This window comes from Allobosea sp. 05T433 (assembly GCF_056396065.1).
Map to the genome: position 1 here is coordinate 76,621 of NZ_JBFTKS010000006.1, position 23,239 is coordinate 99,859.

The 23,239-nt window shown below is 64.8% G+C and carries 20 protein-coding genes; 2 read left to right on the forward strand and 18 right to left on the reverse strand.

Annotated features, from left to right (window positions below; all coding sequences use genetic code 11):
* Nucleotides 1-16: 16 nt before the first annotated feature.
* A complete protein-coding gene (locus AC1DGP_RS10050) occupies nucleotides 17-1,351 on the reverse strand; it encodes a hypothetical protein (RefSeq protein ID WP_476832066.1) in 1,335 nt (444 codons plus the stop codon).
* Between the two features lie 69 nt (nucleotides 1,352-1,420).
* Between AC1DGP_RS10050 and AC1DGP_RS10055 the strand changes: the two genes are divergently transcribed.
* Nucleotides 1,421-2,455, forward strand: a complete 1,035-nt coding sequence (locus tag AC1DGP_RS10055) for an IS110 family RNA-guided transposase (protein ID WP_476832067.1) — start codon at nucleotides 1,421-1,423, stop codon at nucleotides 2,453-2,455.
* Between the two features lie 291 nt (nucleotides 2,456-2,746).
* On the opposite strand, the gene AC1DGP_RS10060 is transcribed toward AC1DGP_RS10055, so the two are convergent.
* The 16 genes from AC1DGP_RS10060 to AC1DGP_RS10135 all read right to left on the reverse strand — a co-directional run bounded on the left by AC1DGP_RS10060 (nucleotide 2,747) and on the right by AC1DGP_RS10135 (nucleotide 20,550).
* On the reverse strand, nucleotides 2,747-3,967 hold the full coding sequence (locus AC1DGP_RS10060; protein WP_476832068.1) for a hypothetical protein: 1,221 nt from the start codon (nucleotides 3,965-3,967) through the stop codon (nucleotides 2,747-2,749).
* A 157-nt stretch (nucleotides 3,968-4,124) separates the two neighbouring features.
* The gene (locus AC1DGP_RS10065) at nucleotides 4,125-5,444 is read right to left on the reverse strand and encodes a BatD family protein (RefSeq protein WP_476832069.1); all 1,320 of its coding nucleotides are present in this window, start codon (nucleotides 5,442-5,444) and stop codon (nucleotides 4,125-4,127) included.
* Nucleotides 5,441-6,085 (reverse strand): tetratricopeptide repeat protein, encoded by a 645-nt coding sequence (locus AC1DGP_RS10070; protein ID WP_441488127.1) that lies wholly within the window; start codon nucleotides 6,083-6,085, stop codon nucleotides 5,441-5,443. The genes AC1DGP_RS10065 and AC1DGP_RS10070 overlap by 4 nt, the downstream gene beginning before the upstream one ends.
* Complete coding sequence (locus AC1DGP_RS10075; protein WP_441506941.1) at nucleotides 6,082-7,002, reverse strand: VWA domain-containing protein; 921 nt, start codon at nucleotides 7,000-7,002, stop codon at nucleotides 6,082-6,084. The genes AC1DGP_RS10070 and AC1DGP_RS10075 overlap by 4 nt, the downstream gene beginning before the upstream one ends.
* Complete coding sequence (locus AC1DGP_RS10080; RefSeq protein WP_441506942.1) at nucleotides 6,999-8,021, reverse strand: VWA domain-containing protein; 1,023 nt, start codon at nucleotides 8,019-8,021, stop codon at nucleotides 6,999-7,001. The genes AC1DGP_RS10075 and AC1DGP_RS10080 overlap by 4 nt, the downstream gene beginning before the upstream one ends.
* A 2-nt stretch (nucleotides 8,022-8,023) precedes the next feature.
* The gene (locus tag AC1DGP_RS10085) at nucleotides 8,024-8,521 is read right to left on the reverse strand and encodes a DUF4381 domain-containing protein (RefSeq protein WP_476832070.1); all 498 of its coding nucleotides are present in this window, start codon (nucleotides 8,519-8,521) and stop codon (nucleotides 8,024-8,026) included.
* Nucleotides 8,518-9,519: a DUF58 domain-containing protein gene (locus AC1DGP_RS10090; RefSeq protein ID WP_441506944.1), complete on the reverse strand. Its 1,002-nt coding sequence runs from the start codon at nucleotides 9,517-9,519 to the stop codon at nucleotides 8,518-8,520. Before AC1DGP_RS10090 ends, AC1DGP_RS10085 begins: the two co-directional genes overlap by 4 nt.
* 13 nt (nucleotides 9,520-9,532) lie before the next feature.
* The gene (locus AC1DGP_RS10095; protein WP_441506945.1) at nucleotides 9,533-10,519 is read right to left on the reverse strand and encodes an AAA family ATPase; all 987 of its coding nucleotides are present in this window, start codon (nucleotides 10,517-10,519) and stop codon (nucleotides 9,533-9,535) included.
* A 92-nt stretch (nucleotides 10,520-10,611) separates the two neighbouring features.
* Nucleotides 10,612-11,586, reverse strand: coding sequence for a formylglycine-generating enzyme family protein (locus AC1DGP_RS10100; protein ID WP_441488133.1), 975 nt, complete (start codon nucleotides 11,584-11,586; stop codon nucleotides 10,612-10,614).
* A gap of 23 nt (nucleotides 11,587-11,609) precedes the next feature.
* A complete protein-coding gene (locus AC1DGP_RS10105) occupies nucleotides 11,610-12,515 on the reverse strand; it encodes a polyphosphate kinase 2 family protein (protein ID WP_441488134.1) in 906 nt (301 codons plus the stop codon).
* Nucleotides 12,516-12,517: 2 nt separating this feature from the next.
* Nucleotides 12,518-13,516 carry an HAD family hydrolase gene (locus AC1DGP_RS10110; RefSeq protein WP_441507036.1) on the reverse strand — a complete coding sequence of 333 codons (999 nt, stop codon included), beginning with the start codon at nucleotides 13,514-13,516 and terminating at the stop codon, nucleotides 12,518-12,520.
* Between the two features lie 68 nt (nucleotides 13,517-13,584).
* On the reverse strand, nucleotides 13,585-16,134 hold the full coding sequence (locus AC1DGP_RS10115; RefSeq protein WP_441506946.1) for a fused MFS/spermidine synthase: 2,550 nt from the start codon (nucleotides 16,132-16,134) through the stop codon (nucleotides 13,585-13,587).
* Between the two features lie 83 nt (nucleotides 16,135-16,217).
* Nucleotides 16,218-17,810, reverse strand: a complete 1,593-nt coding sequence (locus AC1DGP_RS10120) for an arylsulfatase (RefSeq protein WP_441488136.1) — start codon at nucleotides 17,808-17,810, stop codon at nucleotides 16,218-16,220.
* Nucleotides 17,811-17,959: 149 nt separating this feature from the next.
* Nucleotides 17,960-18,778 (reverse strand): hypothetical protein, encoded by an 819-nt coding sequence (locus tag AC1DGP_RS10125; protein ID WP_441506947.1) that lies wholly within the window; start codon nucleotides 18,776-18,778, stop codon nucleotides 17,960-17,962.
* Nucleotides 18,779-18,905: 127 nt separating this feature from the next.
* On the reverse strand, nucleotides 18,906-19,157 hold the full coding sequence (locus AC1DGP_RS10130; RefSeq protein WP_441506948.1) for a hypothetical protein: 252 nt from the start codon (nucleotides 19,155-19,157) through the stop codon (nucleotides 18,906-18,908).
* A 178-nt stretch (nucleotides 19,158-19,335) separates the two neighbouring features.
* Nucleotides 19,336-20,550, reverse strand: a complete 1,215-nt coding sequence (locus tag AC1DGP_RS10135; RefSeq protein ID WP_441506949.1) for an amidohydrolase — start codon at nucleotides 20,548-20,550, stop codon at nucleotides 19,336-19,338.
* A gap of 314 nt (nucleotides 20,551-20,864) precedes the next feature.
* On the opposite strand from AC1DGP_RS10135, the gene hemN reads away from it, so the two are divergent.
* On the forward strand, nucleotides 20,865-22,214 hold the full coding sequence (hemN, locus tag AC1DGP_RS10140; protein ID WP_441506950.1) for an oxygen-independent coproporphyrinogen III oxidase: 1,350 nt from the start codon (nucleotides 20,865-20,867) through the stop codon (nucleotides 22,212-22,214).
* Nucleotides 22,215-22,270: 56 nt separating this feature from the next.
* Here the strand turns inward: hemN and AC1DGP_RS10145 are convergent, their stop codons facing one another.
* Nucleotides 22,271-23,194, reverse strand: a complete 924-nt coding sequence (locus tag AC1DGP_RS10145) for a LysR family transcriptional regulator (protein WP_441488141.1) — start codon at nucleotides 23,192-23,194, stop codon at nucleotides 22,271-22,273.
* Between the last annotated feature and the right edge of the window lie 45 nt (nucleotides 23,195-23,239).

The window sequence follows — 23,239 nt, forward strand, 5'->3', positions numbered from 1 at the left end:
AAGTCCTCCAGCCACTTCAGCTCCATCGCGTCGCATCTCCCTGTCCGGCGGATGGCAACCTGCCATGCCGGACGCGACAAGCAAACAGCTTGCCGCGAACGGGACCGGGGGCGATGCGGTGAAGGCGCAATGGCCGGATGCGGCCGGCCGTGGCCGCACCAGCGTCTCCGCTAGCGACGGAAACCACCATGGAATCCGCCGCCACGGAAACCTCCTCCGCCATGGAACCCACCGCCGCCGGTGAAGCCGCCGCCGTGGAAGCCGCCACCGCCACGGAAACCGCCAGCCTCCGCGAATCCACCGCCTCCTCGGAAGTTTTCCATCCGCTCGCCATGGAACCGGCCGATCTGCTCACGGTCGAGATTACGGATCTCTCCGCCACCGGCATTGGCCCAGCGACCGTTCTGATGCTGCTCCCAGCCATTGCTCCCGCGGCGGAAGACCTCACCGTTGCGACCCGCGTAGTGGTCATTCGCGCGTGGGTGGTTGCGGGCGAGCCGGCGTTCTGACGGATGTTCCCGTCATTCAGGCGCAGATTGCCAGCTCGCTCGCCCAGGCCGCCCTGCGCATTCAGATTGGCGCGTGCGTTGCCGAGATTGGCGCGCTGGCCGGGCGTGAGCCCGMCCCGGTTGGCGATGCGGGTGTCGATGCGGCTATGCACCGAGTTGTTCGTCCAGCGGTTGTAGATGTTGGCGTGGTTGAAGTTGAACTGGTTGAACGTATTGAAGTTGTTGATCACCACATTGTTGTGGCCCCAACCCCAGCCGCCGCCCCAGCCCCAGGCGCCACCGGCCCAGGCCGCGCCGGCAATGGCCCCCAGGGTGAACCCGGACACCGCGCCCCAGGCGAAAGCCGTGCCATATCCATAGGTCAGAGGTGCCGGATACCAGGCCGATCCGATCCAGGCCGGATAGACATAGCCGGTGCCGTAGACGACGACGCCGCCCGGTGCGGTGACCGTGCCGTAATAGCCCGGGGTATATCCGACATAGACGGTCTCGGGGGTGGAACTGTAGACCCTGACATAGGTCACGAAATGCAGGGGCGAACTCGGCGGAATAGCGTAGATCGCTGCCGGGACTTCGGTCGCGACAGTCCAGGGGCCGGCCGCGCTGTTCGCGACGAACCAGACACCGTTCTGGACTGCATAATAGGAACTGCCGGCCTTGATCACCGGTATCGCGGCATTGGCGACATATTCGAGGCTGGTGCCTTCGATCGGTTTCAGGTCTGGCTTCCCGTCATAGCGAACGCTCACCTTCGCCTTCTTGCGGTCGACCGTCGCGGTCTGCGGGATCTGATTGTCGATCAGGGAGATGCTGTAACGGGGCCTGCGTCGCGCGCTGCCCATTGCCACTTGCGTCTAGAAGGGCAAGCTGTCGCCGTTCCCGTACCGACCCTGAAGGTGGAGGATTACGGGATGTGGCTGTTCATCGGATTGGATGTGTCATTGGCGAAGACTGCGGTCTGCGCCATCACCGAGCACGGCAAGATCGTGAAGGAAGCGCAGGTCGCCAGTGACCCAGAGGCCGTGGCGGGATATGTGCTGGCGTTGGGCGGAACGGTTGCAACGATAGGGCTGGAGGCCGGCCCTTTGTCGCAGTGGCTGCATCGCGGGCTCACTGACGTCGGACTGGATGTGGTTTTGATGGAGACCCGCCAGGTGAAGGGCGCGCTCAAGGCAATGCCGATCAAAACCGATCGTCGTGACGCCGAGGGGATTGCTCGGCTGCTTCACCTCGGATGGTTCCGCCCGGTGCACTGCAAATCCATCTCGGCGCAGGAAGTCCGCGCCCTTCTGGGCGCCCGCAAGGCGATTCAGCAGGGGATGATCGCGCTGGAACCGTCGCTGCGGGGTCTGCTGAGGAACTTCGGCTTGAAGGTAGGCGCGATCTCCCGCGGTCGCTTCGACGTCCGCATTCGTGAACTTGCCGAAGGCAATGCCATGCTGGAGGCCGCAACAGCGCCCATGCTCCGGGCGCGCGCCAGCTTGCGCCACGAACTCGCCGGGCTCGAGCGACAGGTCCGGCTCCTTGCGCAGGAAGACCCCATCTGCCGCCTCCTGATGACGATGCCCGGCATCGGCGCTGTCGTCGGCTTGACCTTCCGATCCGCGGTTGATGATCCGACGCGGTTCTCTTCATCGAAAAAAGTGGGACCCTGGGTCGGCCTGACGCCATCGCGCAACCAATCCGGCGAGCGCGACGTCTCGGGCGGCATCACCCGCGCCGGTGACGCAAATCTCCGAAGAGCACTTTGCCAGGCGGCCACCGTCATGATGAACCGTGGGCGCTCATCATGGCTGAGAAGCTGGGCGGCACAGGTGGCGAAGCGCAGGGGTACGAAGCGTGCAATGGTCGCGCTGGCGCGGCGGATAGGGTCTATTCTGCACCGGATGTGGAGTGATGGCACGGTGTTCCAATCCGACGTTCCCCCGGCCGCCATGTCGGCCTGACCGCCGTTCGCGTGGTCGCAAGCTGCCGTTGATGCCTGCCTGAGCGCAGGCCTTCGAGGTCCCCACCGGGACGCGGTTCCGATTGATGCCGTGGTCAGGACTGTCGCCGACCTCGGTCGAGCGCGCCTATGAGATAGGCACATCGGACGCCGTATTGGACCAGCATCATGTTGGCAGCCGTCGCGCTGACCACGGACCGAAGCATGAACCCGGGGAGATCTCAGGGCGAGGCCGCGTAGCCAGCCAGGCTGGACGGTGTCGGCCAATGTGGATCGCCACGCGACCGCGCGATCAGAGCGGCCGAACGATGATCTGCGCCAAAATCCAGTTGACTGAGACGGCCCCGTTACCGAAGTCTTGGGCCTGGACCGTGCCGCTCACCGAGGCCAGCACGGCGCCCTTCGGGTGGCTGTCGTGGATCTTGACGAAATCCGCTGGCAGCTTGTCGCCCGCAACGAAGCTCCAAGGGCCGTTGGAAAGCGATTTGGAGCTGAACCAGCGCCCGGAGATCAGGACATAGTTCTCCTGGCTGGCGACGTCGATGACGACATGGCTGCTGGTGTTCTTGATATAGAGCAGCTGCGTATCCGGAATCGGCAGATATTCCGGATGACCCGCCGTCTGGATCAGCTCCGCCGGTCCGAGGCTGACATGCAGGGTCGGGATCGCCCGGCCTGCAACTGCTGCCTCGATGTCCACTGGCGGCGTGTCCATCAGATTGACCTGGGTCCCGGCTGCCTTCAACGCGCCGGCCAGACTGGCCGGAGGCTGTGGCGCCACGGCCCAGGGACCTTCAGGCGCCTTGCCATTCCACCACGTCTTCAGCGCGCGCAGGTAGTAGACGCCGGCAGCCTCGTCGAACAGGATCAGGGCGGGTGTGTTGATCACGCGCAGCAGCTTGCTGCCGGCAACCTGGCGTAGCTGGGGCTTGCCGTCGATCAGGACGAGCAGGGCCGGTGTTTCGCTGTAGACGATTTTGGGGGGCTCGTTGCGCACAGCCTGCGTCTGGTCGGTCTCGGCCTCGGAGACGGCAAGACTGGCCTGCAGGCGAGATAGCGAGATCGTGCGCAGGCCACCGGGGACATGCTCGCGCAACGTCGTCAGATAGGCGTTGGAATTGGCGGTGTCCGAGGGAAAATTCGCCCTGGTGAGCTCGATGCCATCCAGCGAGACGAGATCGCTTTCCTTGTCGACCGAGGTTCTCGCCTTCATCCAGATCACGCCCAGCGTCGGCGCCTGGCTGCCGGGACGCTGGATCGACACGGCCGAGCGGGCTTCGAGGATATCTCCCCGCCAGCTCTCGATCTGCGGTTGATAGATGGTGATGTCCTCCGCGGCATCCGCGACGGTGCGCGGCCAGGACTGGGTCGGGCTTGCCTGCGGCGCGGTTGTCGAGGCGGCTGCCGTTCGCGGGGTTTGGGCCAGGGCGATGGTGGGCGGCGGGAGAAGGAGGGTCACCGTCGCAATGAGGGCGACCGTGTGCTGGAACCGGGCCTTGAGGGGATGCTGCATGTCAGTCTTCGCTTTGAAATCGCATGGAAATTTCACATGGGAGCGATGGCTCCGAACCGTCGGGGCGAATTGTCGTGCGGTTGCGTGGAGCCCAGCCGCCGCGAGATATTTCCGATGAGACGCTGGGCGCTGGCATGATCGGCACTACATTGCGCAGTCATGCACTCTCTTGAGACGCAGGGCGCCGCGACGGAGGGGGCGGATTGAGCGGAGGGAGGGGTGGCGAGACGTGGACGAGGCCGCCCTTCTTGAGCGTAGGGAAGTGTGCGACCAGTTCTGCCAACTCCGCTCCGTTCTGTTTTGACCAACTGCCGCCCGTTCCGAACAGGGCGTGCTCGAGCTGCGTGATCAACGATTGCAAGCGGCTGTCCCGTCGCGCGGCGTCCTTGCCGTCTGGGGGCAATCGCTCCAGCCATGTCGCGAGCGCACGATAGCTCGCCGGAGCATCCCCGGTGCTGGCAATCCGGCGCAGAGTTTTTCGGGCAAAGGTCTCCGAGGCGAGATGTCTCTGCTCGCGCCTGCGCCATCGGGAGCTCAGCCAGGGCCAGAGCATGGCGCATGCGAGCAGGACCAGCGCGGCGCCGAGCACCGGAATGACGAATTTGCGCCAGTTCGCAATGGCGTTGCGCCAGGGCGGCTGCTGTGCCGGGGCGGCCGCCGTCGCGGCGACTTTCAACGTGACCCCGGCCACCGTCTCCGTCCGGGCTTGCCTGCCGTCGGTATCCCACCAGGGCTGCGAGAGACCCGGCAGAACATAGCTGCCAGGCTTCTCGAAGACATAGGTGGCCTTGTCGGTTCGAGAGCCCTCGACGGAGCCGCGATCGACCTTGTCGTCGACGACCGGCGGATCGACATAGACACGCACGCCCTCGGGCGCGGTAAAGCGAAAATCGACCATGCCGAGCGCCGGCACGCCCGTGGCCTTGCGCTGGATTGCGCGAGTGATCGCACTCCCGGCCCTGAAGGAAGACGACACCGGATCGGGAGACCAGGTCTCGCTGACGCGGACGTCGGATGCGGCAAGAACCGGACCGGAAGGGTCGATACCCGGTGGAACGGTGACCGAGAAATGTATCTGTTGTCCCTTGGCCGATCCGACGGGATCGCCGGCTCGGTCGAGAAGGGTGACATCGGCTGCCGGCACCTGGATATCGCCGCCGCGCCTTGGGAAAATCACGAACTCGAATCTCTGACCGACATAATCCTGATCGCCGATGCGATCCCGAATCGTGATCGCCTGAGTTTCGAAACGCAGGGTCTGGGCTCCTGGAGCCTCCGCGAGTTTGACCAGCGGCGGCCGTGGCATCTCGCTGGGAAACAGCACCTCGACATGCAGCTGCACCGGCTGGCCGATCACGATACCTTCCGAGGGTGCGATCGTCGTCCGAACCAGCGGCGTCGCAGCGGGGGCTTGCGCCAGTGCCGGGGCCATAGCCATCGCGAGCGCAACGACGACAGCCGCCACATGGCGCATCATGGCTGCGTCCCTGAGGCGGGCGATTGAAGCTGGTAGGAGAACTTCACGCGCAGGAAATCCGCGGGCCGGGTCTGAACCCTTTTGAGCCAGAGCGAGCGCACGGCCTCATCGGACATCGCCTGGGCGGGGTCCTCGATTGTCGTGTCCTCGCCGCCCTTCTTCGTCTTGTCGAAGACGATTTCATCGGGCTTGGACTCGGTGTTGTCATTGACCCCGCCTTCCGCCTTCTTGCGCTCGCCGCGGATGCGGGCGATCTCGCGGTTGGTAACGGCCTCCGGCCAGCCGGGCCGAAAGGTCAGCGCCCGGTCGTAGCGCTGCATGGCGTCATCGTACTGGCCGAGCATGATGAGGGCATTGCCCTGGTCATAGGCGCTCTCGGCGCTGTCGACCGCGGCAAAGGCCTGCGCTGCACTCTTGAAATCTCCCGCGCGGAAGAGGGCAACGCCCCGCCAGATCGGATTGCGAAAGGCATTGGCTGCGTCGGCAGGTCGGCCATTATCGAGCAGGATGCGGCCGCGCTGGTCCGGAGTCAGGAACAGGTTGGGCCAGCCGATGCGTTGGGCGAGGAGCGCTAGCAGGAGGACGGCGACGGCCGCGATGAGCGCATAGGGGGCACACATTTTGACGATCGGCCGGGTCATGTCAGCACCCATCCACGGCGGAACCAGAGCAGCGCGAGCAGGGCAAAGAGGGGCGTCAGCCAGTATCCTGCCTCCTGCCAATGCTGTCCTTCGCCAGCGACGTCGGCGGTGCGCCCGACGCGATCGAGCCTGCGCTCAATCGCGGTGATGTCCACCTGATCCGGCGTGGTCGCGACGACGGTCGCGCGAAGCGCGCGGGCTGCCTCTCCGGTGCTGGCTGCATCCAGATTGGCCGGTAGTAGAGACAGGATGGTGGTCGCGGCTACTGCGGCGGTCTCGCCCAGTCGGGCAAGCTGATCACTCGCGACCGTGTCGGCCATCACCAGGATCGAGCCGCCATGCCCGTTGCCGGCCAGTACCCGCTGCGCCAAGGCGAGTGCATTGGCAAGGTCGTCGCCCTCCTTGGGCATGATCGCGGGCGACAGGGCCTTGGCGAGATCCAGCACCACCGTGCTGTCCTGGGTTGGTGGCAGGACAAGATGGCTCGAGCCGGAATAGGCGATGAGACCGGTTGCTGCCCCCTCGCGGAGGCTCAGCAGGTCGGAGAGCTTTTGGCGAGCCCGGTCCAGCCTGGTCGGGGCGAGATCTTCCGTCATCATCGACGGAGTGACCTTGAGGACAATGATGACCGGCGGCTTCGCATCGGCGAAGGGCGAGGGTTCGCGCTGCCAGGCCGGACCGGCGACGGCGATGGTTGCGAGCGTCCAGGCCGCCAAGAGCACGGCATTGGGGGTGATGCGTGACACGGGGCCATTGTCGACCAGAAGATATTTCAGCAACTCGGGATCGATGATGCGGCGCCACCGGCCGGCTGTATCAGCGGCCCGGTATTCAAGCAGCACCAGGACAAGCGCCGGAAGGAAGGCGAACAGCCAAAGTGGGCGCTGGAAGTGGAATGCGGAAAGGGTTTCGATCATGGCGCCCCCTTCGAGATCGCGAGATCGTTGATCCGAAGCGCAGCACGCAGGTATCGGCGCCGCAGCATTCGCAGCGCCTGCAGCAGCAGCGACAGGCTCAGGCCCGCGGCCAAGGGCATCCAATAAATATCGCGCTTCGGGCGAAAACTCACCGTATCGATCTTGCGGGTCTCGATCTCGTCGAGCCGCTGGTAGATCTCGGCGAGTTGGGATCGGTCGAGCGCGCGGAAGAAGCCTCCCTTCGTCGTACTGGCGACCTCCTTGAGAGCGCCCTCGTCAAGCTTGTCTTCACCGGCCGCCGTGGGATCGCCGACGGCGACTGTATGGATGACGATGCCCCGGTCCCTCGCGACACCTGCGGCCTCTACGGGGGGGACCTTGCTGGCGGTGTCGTTGCCGTCGGTCAGCGCAATGATCGTCTTCGCCTTGACGGTACTGCGGTCGAAGAGCCCGATGCCGAGGCCGATCGCGTCACCGAAGGCCGTGCGCGGACCGGCCATTCCGACGACGGTGTCGCGCAGCAACGCGCGGCTCAGTTCGAGATCGGTCGTAAACGGCACGAGGACGAATGGCGCATCGCCAAAGACGACGACGCCGACCCGGTCGCCTTTGCGTCGCGACAGGAATTCGTCGAGCACCTGCTTGACCGCCGTCAGTCGGTCGACGGTCTTGCCCGATGCGTCGACGAAGTCCTTCGTGTCCATCGACCCGGACAGGTCGACCAGAAGCAGCAGGTCCCTGGTAGGACGGTCCTGATGCAACGGAGGTTCGATCCATTGCGGGCGCGCGAGCGCCGCCACAGCCAGCAGCCAGCAGAGAATCAGGACGAACAAGGGAAGAGTGCGACGTGGCGCAATCACTCCTCCGAGATGCGGGGTTTGACCGCTGAGCGCCGCAAGACGACCGAAGAACGGAACGCGCAAGCCTGTCCGATTGCTCGCATGGGCGGGCAGAAGCAGCCAGACCGCTATCGGCAGGGGGGTGATCAGGGCCAGCCAGGGATAGGCGAAGGTCAGCATGGTCAGGCCTCCGCGACGGTAGGCGTGCGGTGGGCGCGGACCCATAGCTCGGCATGCCCGATGAGAAGCCGTAGTTCAGACGGATCCGGCTTGGTCCTTCCATCGAAGGCCTCGGTGAGCAGCCGATGTATCGTGGCCGGATCGAAGCCCGTGCCTGCCTCGTGTGCAACGAAATCGGCCCAAGCGGGGCCGCTGAGCGAGGCAATTTTGTCGCGGCCGTATTCGACCATGGCGACGCGCTTCATCACCGCGGAGATGCGGGCGACGTCGTCGGGATCGTTCTGCTCTATCCCAGCCGATATGGTCTCCAGTTCGGCGATCGCCGCGCGACGATAGGCGGCGGCGCGGTAGCGTTGGACCGCGCGCCAGGCCGGAACCGCGAGCATCGCGAGGCACGTTGCCGCGACGATCCAGAGACCCGGCGCGGGCGGCCAGAACGGAATGTCCGGAGGCAGCACCAGGTCGCGAAGATTGGCCAGGCTCCCGGGATCGTCGCTCATCGCAGCGGCCGCCCTTGCGCTGCCGCGGCCCGGCGTTCGCTGCGTCTGCCAATGAGTTCGCGGAACTGTGCCGCAACATCGAGGCTTGTCGAGATCGGAAGAATCGGGATCGCCCGATGGCGGGAGAGATCCGCCAGTCGTGCGCGCCAGTCTGCATGCTCGCGCGCGAACCGGCTACGCAGATCCTGAGAGGAAGAATCGATTTCGATCTGGCCAAGACTGGAGCTGAAAACGGCGGGGCCGACATCCGGCAGGTCACGCTCGAGCGGATCGTGAACGTAGACGGCCAGAACATCGTTGTGAGCACAAAGGCGGGTGATCAGCTGCGCCGTTTCCTCATCCTCGCCGGCCGCATCGGAGATCAGGCAGACCAGCCAGTCATGCGTCGCCATGCGGACCGCATGGCGAAGGGCTTCATTGAGCTGGGCCGCCGCCGACGTCGGTTCTGGCTGGCCCAGGGCGTGATTTTGCTTCACCACTTCCGAAAGCACGCGGATCACGCCGATATCACGCCCCTGCGGCTTGATGTCGACGATCTGCCGATCGCCAAAGACGACCGCGCCGATGCGATCGCCGAGGGAGGTGACGCGCCAGGCACTGAGTGCCGCGGCTTCGGCGGCTGCGACTGACTTCATCGCCCGCTGGCTGCCGAAGAACATCGTGCTGCGCTGGTCGATGATCAAAAGGACCGGCCGATCGCGCTCTTCCGAATAGACGCGGACATGAGGAGAGCCGAGACGAGCCGTCGCCAGCCAGTCGATCGAACGGGTATCGTCCCCCTCGAAATAGTGGCGCAACTCCTCAAAGTTCAGGCCGCGTCCCCGCAGGCGTGAGGCATGCCGGCCGGCAAGCAGGCTGTGAACCGGCTGGCGAGGCAGAAAGCTGAAACCCTTTGCACGGTGCTTCAGCCGCAGCAGGTCATCGAGCGAGACAAAGACGCGCGCGCCAGTTTCCGGAACGGCGCTGCCTGCTCCCTGTCTTTCCCGCATCAACGCCATGAGCCGCTCCGCCCTAGGCCGCGACCGCAACCAGTTTCATGATCTCGTCCAGCACACCGTCCGCATTCACGCCGTCGGCGCCGGCCTCGTAGCTGAGCGACAGGCGATGGCGCAGGCAGTCATGGACAATCGCCTGGACATCTTCGGGCGTGACATAATCGCGTCCGTTGAGCCAGGCATAGACGCGCGAGCAGCGATCGAGTGCGAGCGAGCCGCGCGGGCTTGCCCCGACTGCGATCCAGTTCTTCAGCTTGTCGCCGAATTCGGCGGGCCTGCGCGTCGCGGCGACAAGGGCGACCATATAGGTCTCGACGACCGCTTTCGTCGTCACCCGGTCGATCTCGGAGCGCGCCTCGAAGATCAGCTTCTGCGGGATCTTCGGCGGAGGCTGCGCGGCAGCACCCGTCGGCTCAGCAGCTTCCCCGCGAACGAGCCGCATCACCTTCACCTCATCGGCATCGGTGGGGTAGTCGATCCGGATATGCATGAGGAAGCGGTCCATCTGCGCTTCCGGGAGAGGATAGGTTCCCTCCTGCTCGATCGGGTTCTGGGTCGCGAGTACCATGAAGAGGTCGGGCAGGTCGTAGCGCTTGCCGGCGACCGTCACATGCCGTTCCTCCATCGCTTCGAGGAGCGCCGACTGGACCTTGGGCGGGGCGCGATTGATCTCGTCAGCCAGGACAAGATTGCCGAAGATCGGGCCCTTGCGGAACTCGAACTGACCGTCGCCGCGCAGGATCTCGCCGCCGGTGACGTCCGAGGGGAGAAGGTCCGGCGTGAACTGAATGCGGCTGAAGTCGGATTCGAGATTATTCGAAAGGCTCTTGATGGCGCGGGTCTTGGCGAGGCCCGGCAGGCCCTCGAGCAGGACATTGCCATTGGCAAGCAGTGCGACGACGAGCCGTTCGACGACGCGTTCCTGGCCGATGATGTCCTGGTTGATCCGCTTCTGCAGATCGACGACCGCATCCCGAGCCGCCGATCCCCTGCCGTCGCTCATCAGCCTGTTCCCTCCGGAATGCGAATGGGGCTTTCGCCGGAATTCTGAACGAAGCGGCGCTCTAGTCAGCAACGTAACCGTTACAGCTGCATTCAGGTCGGGGGGATGGGCTCGGTCCGGACCACGCAACGGAAGCCGACATGGCTCGTCGAGGTATCCACCGGTTCGGCATGGCGGGCGGCCGGGCGATAGCGCCGGCAATAGCTTGGTGCGCAGAGATGCGAGCCGCCCTTCAGGACCCTGCGCGGAATGCGGATCGCAGGCTGACGCGGATCATAACTGTTGGCCTCGGGGCCGCCGCGGGGATTTTGCGGCACGCAGCAGGCCTTGGGTGCATCGCCTTGATGGCGTGTCGACCAGAAATCCGTTGTCCACTCCCAGACATTGCCGATCATGTCGTGGACGCCATAGCCGTTGGCGGGAAAGGCGCTGACAGGAGAGGTGCGCGCAAACCCGTCTTCCCGCGTATTCTCGTGGGGGAAATTGCCCTGCCAGGTGTTGGCCATATGACGTCCGCCAGGCGTCAACTCGTCGCCCCAGGCGAACTCGACATCCTCAAGCCCGCCACGTGCGGCGAATTCCCATTCGGCCTCGGTCGGCACGGCCTTTCCGGCCCAGGCTGCATAGGCTTCGGCATCGCGATAGGCGACATGCACGACCGGGTGGTCGTCGAGCCCCTTGATCGACGACCCCGACCCATAGGGTTTGCGCCAGGTCGCGCCGAACTGGAATTTCCACCATTGCGACCAGTCGCGCAGGTCGACCGCATGGGTCGGCGGGTTGAACATCAGCGAGCCTGCTCGCAGCATATGGGGCAGGGCGCCGGGATAGTCCTTTGGGTCCGGCGGGATCTCGGCGAAGGTGACGTAGCCGGTTGCTTCGACGAAGGCGCGAAACTGCGCATTGGTGACCGGAGTCGCGTCGATCCAGAAACCATCGACCGTGACGCGATGGCTCGGCGCCTCCTCCGGATAGTGCTTGTCCGAGCCCATGCGGAAGGTTCCGCCGGGAATGCGGATCATGCCGCTCAACGTGTCGATCCTGTCCAGTACCGCGCCATCCGTCATGGTCGTCGGGCCTCCGCTGCTGTTCAATCCGCCTTGGCGCGCTCGGACCGCTCCTCGCTCGCCAATACCTTGCGCGCCTGTGCCATGGCCTTGCGCATGTCGTCGTCGACCGTCGGAAACTGTGGGTCGAGCTGTTCGAGCTTTTCGCCAATGGCTGCCGCCACGGCGAGCCGCGTGAACCATTTGTGATCTGCGGGAATGACGTACCAGGGCGCGCTCTTCGTCGCGGTGCCCCGGATCGCATCCTCATAGGCACCCATATACTCGTCCCAATGACCGCGCTCGGCCAGATCCCTTGAGTCGAATTTCCAGTTCTTGTCCGGTTCGTCGATCCGGGCGAGGAGACGGCGCCGCTGTTCGTCCTTCGAGACATGGAGGAAGAATTTCAGGATCGCGACGCCGTTGCGCGAAAGGTGCTGCTCGAAATCGCGCATGCTCTCGAAACGCTCGCGCCAGATATCGTCTGTGATCAGCTTGGGCGGGAGGTTCTGCGCTTCGAGGACCGAGCGATGGACCCGCGCGACCAGGACCTCTTCATAATAGGAACGGTTGAAGATCCCGATATGACCGCGTTCCGGCAGTGCGCAGGTGGTGCGCCACAGGAAATCGTGCCGCAGCTCAATGGTGCTTGGAGCCTTGAAGGACGTCACCTCGCAGCCTTGCGGGTTGATGCCCGACATGACGTGCTCGATCGTGCCGTCCTTGCCGGCCGCATCCATCGCCTGGAAGATGACGAGGAGCGACCAGCGCCCTTCGGCGTAGAGCCGCTCCTGCAGCGCGTGCAGACGCTTGACCCCGGCTGCCAGCAACTCCTTGGCGTCGTCCTTCTCACTGTCGAAACCGCAAACATCGGCGGGGTCGACGTCGGAAAGCCGAAACTTGTCGCCGTCCGTGATCCTGAAGCGCTTGACCACGTCTTCCTTGTTCATCGCTACGGCTCCGGCGGAAAGACAGCCTTCCAGTCCGACTTCATGTCGACAATGGTCCAGCCGTTGGCTTGGCCCTCATCGAGAGCCTTGTCGAGCTTACCGATAGGCGACTTGCGGTCATAGGCCCATTCGCGCTCGGCATCGGTGTGATGGATGATGAGGGCCAGGCGTGGCCCATCGCCGGCCGTCGTATATTGCAGCATCTGCAGGTCGCCGTCGGAATTGCCGAAGGCCAGGATCGGTCGCCGGCCGATGAAGCGGTTGATCCCGACAGGCTTTCCGGGACCGTCATCGATGAACTCGACCTTGGCGTCCTTGAACAGTTCGGGCTTGCCGCTCGGGCTCAGCCTGAATGTCACTGCACCGGCGGAGCCGACCACCTGTTCGGGCGGGATGCCATAAACCTTGTCGGCGAAGACGCGCATGAATTCGACGCCACCGCCCGAGACGATGAAGGTCTTGAAGCCGTTGGCGCGCAGATAGGTCAGCAGCTCCAGCTGCGGCTGGTAGACCATCTCGGTATAGGGGCGCTTCTTCGTCGGGTGCCGCGCGGTGTTGAGCCAGCTGACGACCAATCGCTCGAATTCCCGTGTCGTTATCCCGGAATGGGCAGCCGCCATGATCTGCAGGAGGCCCTTTTCTCCGGAGGCCGCCAGCCCCTTCATGTCGCCGGCCAGGACCGACCTGTAGGGTTCCTTGCTCTTCCACTCCGGATACAGGGGAGCGAGCCGCTTCACCTCGTCGAAGGCGAACTGAAGCTGGAAATAGACCGGCTGCTCGGCCCAGAGCGTGCCGTCATTGTCGAAGGTGGCGATGCGCTCCGCCGGCTTGACGTAATTGGGGCCGCCCTCCTGCGTTACCCTTCTGACGAATTCGACGATGGCGGTCTTTGCCTTGCCGTCGTTCCAGGATGGCAGAGGGTCGGATTGGGCGAGGACGGCGCCATTCCACGCCCAGGATGAGACCAGGAACAACGCGGCCAGGGCAGCTCGAACGTTCAGCACCGGGTTCTCCTTCTCAATGTCGGGCTTCCGGGGGCGGGCATCCCGCAGAACGCTTCCGCGCTCGCTCATTCGCGAGGGCCCCCTGTGAACCAGTTATAATAGGGGTTGGTGGGATCGGCCTGGATCACGCGCCGCATCTGCCGCGCCCAGCGCGCCCGGTCGCCGACATAAGCGGCAAGGCCGGCATCGTAGAATGTCACGAGTCTGCTGCGCTCATTTGCAAGATCGGCCCGGAATGCATCGTCGGCGCCGATGACCGGCGGTTCTCCCTGCATCTCCAGGAGAATGGGCAAGGTCCGCGCCAGTTCGAGCCGCCGCACCCAGCCTGCATATTCGATGCGCGGATCGTCATCCGTCACGGGGCGAGCAGCGCTTGCATAGCGCTCCAGCCCCTGCCGATCGGTGACGAAGGTCGCGAGGAGAGCCGCAGGGGAATCGATGCCGACATCACTCAGAGCCTTTGCCACCTCCGGCTGTGCGAAGCGGCCGGCGATCCTCTGCAGATCCAGCGAAACCGGTTCTTGCGAGCCGATCAGCAGCATCTCGTGCAGCTCAGTGGTCCAGAGGGTGGCGTGCGGGAAGACGTCGAGGAAGCTGCGCACCAGAGACCGCGTGTCTTCGTCGTTCTGGGTCGGCAGGGGCAGCCACTGCGCGACGAGGCCCCCCTCGGCAAGGCGCGATTGAGCCAGAGCATAGAAATCGCTCGAATACAGGTTGGCGACGCCCGCAGCAGAGGGTGGCGGCGGTTCGAGCGTGATCAGGTCGTAGCGATCCGGGTTGCGCAGGAGCTCGCGGCGTCCATCGCGCAGGCGGATCTCGAGACGCGGGTCGGTTGCGGCCCGGAAGCTACCCTCGAAATTCGGCGCCGCGCGGATGACGCTCGGCAGCAATTCGGCAACGACGCGCCGGTCGAGGCCGGGATAGGTCAGCAAGGCTCCCGCCGTGATGCCGGTACCGAAGCCGATCACCAAAGCCGATTTCGGCTCGCGGTTGTGAATGATCAGCGGCAGCAATGCCTGCATCCGCATGTAGCGCAGGGATGGCATCGCATCGCCGGAATTGGAGACGCCCTGGATGTAGAGACGGCGGAAGCGGTTTCGGCCCGAGCTCCGCTCGACGACGGCGACCGTGCCGCCCAGGCCCTCGTCATAGAAGGTAAGGCTCGCGCCGCGGGCGCCGGGCATCAGCGTGGCGAGGCGATCGGATGGCAGGAGGATGGCGGTCGCGCATGTGGCGGCGCTGATGGCGAGCGCCGCGATCCAAGCCTTTGAGCCGGCGCGCCGTTCGCGCAAGGCAGCGACGGCTCCCACCAGCGCGGCGGCAACGGCGAGCACTGCGAGGGTCTGGACGAGCCCGAGCGCCGGAATGAGGACGAAGCCGGTGATGGCCGTGCCAAGAATGCCGCCGAGGGTATTCAACGCGACGATCATGCCGACACCGCGGCCGATATGCCGGGGGGCGACGATCAGGCGCAACGCCGCTGGAAAGGCCGCGCCTAGGAACAGGGTACTGGGAAGGACGACGCAGATCGCGGCGACGGCAAATCGGGCGGACATGCCGGCAAAGGCGCTGCCCGTCAGATTCAGCACTGCTGCCTCGACCAGGCCCTGGAGCTGGCTCAGCCAGGGGCCGAGCACGGCGATGGCCAGAGCGGCCGACAGGCCGGCCCCTGCGATGAGCAGGCCGAAGACACTCCATGGCTTCGTGACGCGATCGGCCCAGCGCGCGAAAATGGCAGCCCCCAGCGCGAGCCCGGTGAGATAGGTTGCGAGCAGGACGGAGAAGGCGAAGCTGCGCGTGCTCATGAAGGGCACGATCGTCTGCGACCACACCACCTCGTAACCCAGCGCGATGCCGCCTGCGACCGAGTAGAGGGCGATGGCCAGCGCGGCCGAAGGCGAGAAGCCGCTATCGGTCGGCTTGACCGCGTCGACGCTTGCGACACCTGCCTTAGCGTTCGTTGCAAGCGCCGCGAGGGCCGCAACCAGGCAGATTGCGGCGGCCACGAGCGCCGAGCCGCGCATGCCGACCGCGGGAATGACAAGGAACGAGGCGAGCAGTGCACCGGTGATGGCGCCCGCTGTATTGGCCGCATAGAGCCGGCCGCCGACCTGACTGACATCGTCGCGCCGGGTGGCGGCGAAACGCGTCAGTGCCGGCAGCGTGCCGCCCATCAGCACGGCGGGCAAGCCGACGAGCGCAAACACCATCGCCCAGGCGAGCGGCGGTGTCGTCAATTCGAGGCGGGCAAAGAGCGGAGCTGCCTGCGACAGGCCGATGGTCGCAGCCATGGCGAGGATGGCGACGCCACCTTCGAGAGCGGCGTAGAGACGCAAGGGCTGAAGGTTGCGGTCGGCAATCGGTCCAAAGATCAGGCCGCCGATCGCGAGGCCGGCGAAGAAGGCGCTGACGCCGGTCGTCACGGCATAGACCTCGACCCCGACCACGGTCGAGAGCTGCCTGATCCAGATCACCTGGAGGATCAGCGCGGCCGTACCTGAGAGGAACAGCAAGCCGGCTGGCAGGGTGAGCGCAGCACGGACAACCGGCGTGGCGCGATCCCGGATCGCCCCAGCGCCGCGACGTCGCCTCGACGCTTCTGTCCCCACGCTCATGCCGGCTTTCAGCTTAAGGCCCATTTGAAGGAGACCAGCCGGCGCCTCGCGACGCCGGCTGGCACCATACCTGAGTTACAGGCTCACTCCAGACCACGCTTCCTGAACGACTCGTCGATCTTCCTGTCCACCTGTTTGCGGACCTGATCGACGCCGAAGCTCGCGGGCCGCTGGCTCGGGGGATATTCCACGAAGCTCTCGAGGAATTGCGTGGCTTTCATCACCCCCTGGGCGGCGAGATAGGCGTTCTCGGTCCGCCACTGATCGTACCCGCTGCCGGAGATCTCTGCATGCTCGTAGGGGTCCATGCGCAGATTGAACATCTTGGGCAGGCGCAAAGGAGTGAAGGGATTCGCCCAGACATCCATCTGGCCAGGCTGCTCCTGCTTTTCGAAGACGAGTTTCCAGTTGTCGAAGCGCATCGCGACGAGGGCGCCATCGTCGTTGAAATAGTAGAACTCGTTGCGTGCGCTCTTGTCGGATTTGCCCGTGAGGTAGTCGATCTGGTTGAAACCATCGAGATGGTTGCGGAAGGTCGTCGGGTTGCCCTGCGGCTGCCAGCCCTTGAGGAGGCGATCCTTCACGGCCGTGTCACCAGCCGCAGCGAGCAGCGTCGGGAACCAGTCGAGGCCCGAGACGATGCCAGTGGCGATTTCGCCCGGCTTGACCTGGCCCGGCCAGCGGATCATGGCCGGCACGCGGAACGCGCCTTCCCAGTTCGTATCCTTTTCCGAGCGGAACGGTGTCGTCGCTGCATCCGGCCAGGTGAAGGCGTTGGGGCCATTATCGGTCGTGAAGACGACGATGGTGTTGTTGGCAATGCCGAGATCGTCCAGCGTCTTCAGCAGCTTGCCGACATTCTGGTCCATCTCCCACATGCCGTCGGCGTATTCGTTACCCGCCATGCCGCTCTTGCCGCGAAACTCCGGCCGCACATGCGTGAAAACATGCATGCGAGTGAAATTCATCCAGGTGAAGAACGGCTTGTTGGCGCGTACCTGCCTCTGCATGAAGTCGATCGCGGAACCCGTAGTCTCGTCGTCGACAGTTTCCATGCGCTTGCGCGTCAGTGGGCCCGTATCTTCGATCTTGCCATCGGCGGAGGTCCTCAGAACGCCCCGCGGCGACATCAGTTTGACGAATGTCGGATCATCCTTCGGCCAGTTGGGCCGTTCCGGCTCTTCCTCAGCGTTCAAATGATAGAGGTTGCCGAAGAATTCATCGAAGCCATGATTGGTCGGCAGGTACTCGTCCTTGTCGCCAAGGTGGTTCTTGCCAAATTGACCCGTGGCGTAGCCGAGCGGCTTGAGGGCCTGGGCGATGGTAATATCGCCTTTCTGCAGACCTACCGGGGCGCCGGGGATACCAACCTTCGAAAGCCCGGTGCGCAGCGGCGTCTGCCCGGTGATGAAGGAGGATCTCCCCGCCGTGCAGCTGTTCTCGGCGTAGTAGTCCGTGAACATCATGCCTTCCCGGGCGAGGCGGTCGATGTTCGGCGTCTTGTAACCGACCACCCCATGCGTATAGGCGCTGATGTTGGCCTGGCCGACGTCATCCCCGAAAATGACAAGGATATTGGGTTTGGCGGGAGGCGCAGTCTGGGCCTTCGCTGCTCCGCCGGATAACCCTAGCGTCAGTGCCAGGGCTGCGGCGGCCATGAACTTGTGGCGTTCCATGAATCAGTCCCGGTGCCGGATCGACGCTCCGGGCCAGCCCGACAGCCGCCGGACGCGGCCCATGCGCGCCGGGCGACGGTCGCATGGGGGCGGCAAGGGCTTAAGCCTGTAACAGTTACGGTAAGCTAAGAGAGCGGCGGGCGACCAGTTCAGCCGGCGAGAGCCTTTGACACCGATTGGACTGCCTGCGCAGCGATCATGTCGATGGTGCTCGCACAAGGCACGTCGCGTTCGGTCTCATCGACGAAGTCGGAGCAGATGATCTCTCCGCTGCGCAGATCGGTGGCGCACCAGGAAAAGCGCTGGCAGGTCGACATCGGATGGACCGCGATGTCGAGCGCGTAAGTCTCGTCGGGGTGCAGGAGGAGTTTGCTGATCGCGATCGCGGCAGCTCTGCGCTCGGCAGACGGCATCGCGAACAGTCTGAAGCCGGCTGTGACGAGCCGCTTCATGATGGTTTCGATAAGCAGGTCGCCATGAACTGCCGCAAGCCGGGCCGCGCGGTCCGTCAGGTTCTTGATGATGATTGTCGGCAGGCTGGCGCCGGCGGACGCGATCCTCGCTGGCTCGGTAGCGAAAGCCGGTCTCGTGGATCCATTCCCTGACGGCCGCCACGTAAAGGATGGAACGTAGCTGCCGGGTGGCATCGCGATTCTGACGGGAGCGCTTGCTCCCGCCGTCTCGTAATAGGTTGCCAGCGCCGAGCGCAGGCGTGTCGCCTCGATCCGCACGATCGGGTCGGTGCCAGGGTCGAAACTGTCGTCGCGGCCGAAGACATCGACGCCGATCGAGTAGGCCTTGATACGGTCGGAATGGCCCGCAACGGTTTGCGTGACGACAAAAGAGAGGAAGCGCCGGTTGCGCTCGGAAAGGCGCAAGGCCTCGTGCGCCAGCAGAGTGTCCAACGCTGCAAGGACGAGTTGGGGAGGAGGATTCCCGTCATGCAGCCTTGCAATGCGCCCGCCCATCACTCGCCTCGACAGCTAGGACTGAAGAAAGCCCGTAATTAGCTCTTGAAAGCCCAATGATGCCCTGCGAGCCAGCATGGATCAAGGCAGTATTCGATGAATTCCGCCAGAATCCGGGTCGGCTCCCTTAAGAAAGACCTAGCCGGATCAAGATATCTTGTTCTGTCGCGGAGACGAGGGCGTCGTATTCCCTGGCTCGCGCCGGGCCCACAGGCAGTGTCGATTTCGTCCAATAGGACTCGGCCTCGCAGGCTGCCTCATAAGCCTCGCACAGCTCTGCAAAGCCGGGGTCGCGGGCGAATTTTTCCCGCAGCTGCGCGCGCCGTTCTGGCCAGCGCAGCAAGAGCCTCGTTAATCCACGCTTTTTCGCCTGCTCCATGGCAGCCTCCGGCCGAAGCACTGAGGGCCCGCATCTGCAGGGCATACTGCCAGCGTGGCGCAGTTTTGCGCGCCTGGAACTGTTGCCTGTAACCGTAACGGCAAGACCTGCGCCCCTTCGACAGCAGAGTATGGTCCCGCGCCGCTTCCGGCGGCGCGGGATAGTGGTGCAGGTAGCCTCAGGCCGCGGCTGCCCGCAGATCCTCGCCAAGCTCTTCGCTGACGATGTTCACCCAGTAGCGAATGCCGTCGGGAATGATCTCGTCGTTGAAGTCGAAGAGCGGCGTGTGAAGTCCCTTGAAGGAGCCGTCCGCCTCGACGCCATTGCCGATGCGCATGAAGGCGCCCGGCTTGATCTGCATCATTTCGGCGAAATCCTCGGCCCCGGTTCCCGGCCGGATCGCCCCATTGACATTGGCGGCGCCGACCGAAGCGGACGCGGCGGCCACTGCGACTGCGACCTGATCCGGCTGGTTCCGCAAGGCGCTCGGTCCGCGCCGATAGGAGGCCTCCGCGGTGCAGCCCCAGGCTTGCGCGGTTGCCGCGGCAAGTTCAGCAATCCGTCGCTCGACCAGATCGCGGATTTCCGGCGCGTAGGTGCGCGCCGTACCGCCGATGACGAGCTCTGCCGGGATGACATTGCTGGCTTCCGCCGAGCCGGCATGGACATAGCCGACGCTGATCACGGCGGTGTCGAGCGGCGCGACATTGCGCCCGATGATGCCCTGCAATCCGAGCACGAAATGGGCCTGGGCATAGGTGATGTCGGTCGAGAGGTGAGGCTGCGAGCCGCCATGCCCACCGACTCCGCGGAAGATCACCTGCCAGCTATCGGCCGCAGCCAGCATCGGGCCGTTGCACGTGCCGAAGGACGAGGCCAGCATGCCTGGTGAGTTATGCAGCCCGTAGATCGCATCGCAGGGGAAGCGCGCGAATAGCCCGTCCTTCAGCATGGCGAGCGCTCCGCCGCGCCCTTCCTCCGCCGGCTGGAAGATCAGATTCACGCTGCCGGCGAAATCGGGGTTCTCGGCGAGGTAGCGCGCCGCGCCGAGCAGCATGGTCGTGTGCCCGTCATGGCCGCAGGCATGCATGCGGCCCGGATTCTGCGAGGCATAGGGCAGCCCTGTCTCCTCGATGAGCGCAAGCGCGTCCATGTCGGCGCGCAGTCCGATCGCGCCCTGGCCCGGCCGGCGGCCACGGATGACACCGACTACGCCGGTTCCGCCGACGCCTTCGGTCACCTCGACGCCCCATTCCCGGAGTTTGCCCGCGACCAGCGCGGCCGTGCGGTGTTCTTCCAGGCCGAGCTCCGGATGGGCATGGATGTCGCGCCGGATCGCCGTGAACTCAGCGTGATGCTGGTCGAGCCAGATATCGAACCGCGTTTTCGTCATGTGTGGTCTGTTCCCCATTTTCGTGCACGCAACTGCCGCGGCACCCCGGAGGGCTTGCCTCGGCAGCAACCTGCGACGACAGCGCAGGCGGCGCGTGGCGTATTCCAGAAGAGGAGCCCGTGCTTGGCAAGAGCTCTGAGCGATGGGCGGAACTGCGTTGGGAGCCATGGCGGTCGCGCCAGAGCCCAATCCTCTCAAGTCGGTAGCACGCCCCATCGATCGGGGCGGCATTTGTCCTGGATCAAGGATCGTTCGCCGGGGCGCGCTAGACACATGCCATTGAAATCGACTCTGGCAAGACAGGGATACGTGTCATGACCAATGTCCGGGCGCGGTATTTCGACGAGCGCCTGCCGCGCTATACCAGCTACCCGACTGCGCCACATTTCACGGGCGAGATCGGTGCGGAAAGTTATGGCGATTGGCTGCGGGCGCTGAGGCCCGGAACGAAGGCCTCGCTCTATCTCCACATCCCGTTCTGCCGCTCGATGTGCTGGTATTGCGGCTGCCACACCAGTGTTGCCCTGCGCGACCAGCCGATCGTCGATTATCTCGCAGTCCTGCGCCGCGAGATCGCGCTCGTTGCCGATCGGCTCGCTGCGCCGCTCCAGGTCCAGCATGTCCATTTTGGCGGTGGTACGCCGACGATCATCGCGCCGGACGATTTCCTTCGTCTGGTTGCGCTGTTGCGGGAGCGCTTTGTCATCGCCCCCTCGGCCGAGATCGCCGTCGAGATCGACCCCCGCAGGCTGACAAGGGCGGTGACAGAGGCCTTGGCTGCATCCGGCGTCAATCGGGCGAGCCTCGGAGTCCAGAGCTTCGATCCGGTGGTGCAGGAGGCGATCAACCGCATCCAGAGCGTCGAGCAGACGGCAAGCGTCGTCGCCGGGCTCAGAGCTGCCGGCATCAGCGGCTTGAATTTCGACCTGATCTACGGCCTGCCGAAGCAGACGGTCCGATCTTGCATCGAGACCGTCGAGCGCTGCGTCGCGTTGCGGCCGGACCGCCTCTCGGTCTTCGGCTATGCTCATGTGCCCGGCTTCAAGAAACATCAGCGCAGGATCGACGAGGCGGATTTGCCTGACGGGTTGGAACGTCACGAACAGGCTGAGGCAATGGCCGAGGCGCTGGTCGCCGCCGGCTATGTCCGCATCGGCCTCGATCATTTTGCCCTGCCGGACGATAGCATGGGGCAGGCAGGGGCAGAGGGCGTGCTGCGTCGCAATTTCCAAGGCTACACCACTGACGGCGCCGAGGCGCTGATCGGCTTCGGCGCCTCGGCGATCGGCCGCCTTCCCGGCGGATATGTCCAGAACGAGGTCGTCATCGGCCGCTATGCCGAGCGTGTGCTGAGCGGGGCGTTGGCCACGGCGAAAGGCTTCCGGCTCAGTACTGACGACCGGCTGCGTGCCGAGCTGATCGAACGCCTGATGTGCGATCTCACGGTCGATATCGGCGCCGTCTGCGCCAAGCACAAGGCGAACCCGGAGGATCTGGCGCCATCCTTCCCGCGACTGAAGGCGCTGGCGCAGGACGGGGTCATTCACTTCGACGGCAGTCGCGTGCTGATGCCGGAGGATTCGCGCCTGCTTGTCCGCAAGGTGGCCTCGGTCTTCGATGCCTATCTCGCTCAGCCGGGGCGCAGCTACAGCCGCTCGGTCTGAGCGCAGATGCATCCAATGCCTCGGCGGCGCAGTGCGGTGCCGAGAATGTGTCGTGTTCACGACATCGGCGAGGCCTGGGCGACCGCTGTCTCCCAATAGGGCGGATTCCCGAAACTCTGGCGCAGATGTTCCGTCAAGGCGCGTACCTTGACGGAGGCTGCGCGGTCGCGGGGATGGGCGACGTGGACTTCAGCGCCTTCGGCCTCGATCCCGACATCGACGATCTGCAGGTCGCCGCGGGCGACCTGCTCATGGACGACAAAGGTCGGCAGCAAGGTGATGCCAAGCCCTGCCAGGGCGGCGTCGCGCATCATCAGCCCGTTATTGACGCGCACGGCCGGCTGCGCTCGCACCACGACTGCGCCGCTCTCGCTGTGAAACCGCCAGTCCGAGTCCCGGTTCATGTAGAGGATCGCGCGATGCTGCCTGAGTTCGATCAGCGTCCCCGGTCTGCCACAGGCATCCAGATAGGCAGGCGAGGCGACGAGGACGCGGCGGCTGCTCGCAATGTGCCGCGCGACAAGTCGCGTGTCATGGATTGGGCCATGGCGGATGACGGCATCGTAGCCATCCGCCGCCGCATCGACGAAGCGATCCTCCAGCTCCAGTGCCAGCTCGATCTTGGGGTTGGTCGCCAGGAAGGAAAAGATCGCCGGGCCGAGATGCAGGACCCCGAAGCTGACGGGTCCGGAGATCCGCAGTGGTCCGACCAGCTCGCTTCGCCGTTCGGCGAGTTCTGCCACGGCCTCCTCGGCCTCGCGCAACAAGCGCCTGCCGCGCTCCAGGAAGGCGGTGCCGCCTTCGGTCAGCGACAGCTTGCGGGTGGTTCGCTGCACAAGTCGCGTGCCCACCAGCCGTTCCAGCTCCGCCAGCCGTTCGCTGACCACGGATTTGGCCAGTCCCATGCGCTGGGCCGCAGCGGTGATCGATCCGGCTTCCGCGACCATCACGAATGCCGCGACTCCGTCGAGCTTCATCATTGTTCGCTATTTCCGGAAACCAGTTTCGCTTTCTGGCGGCTACTC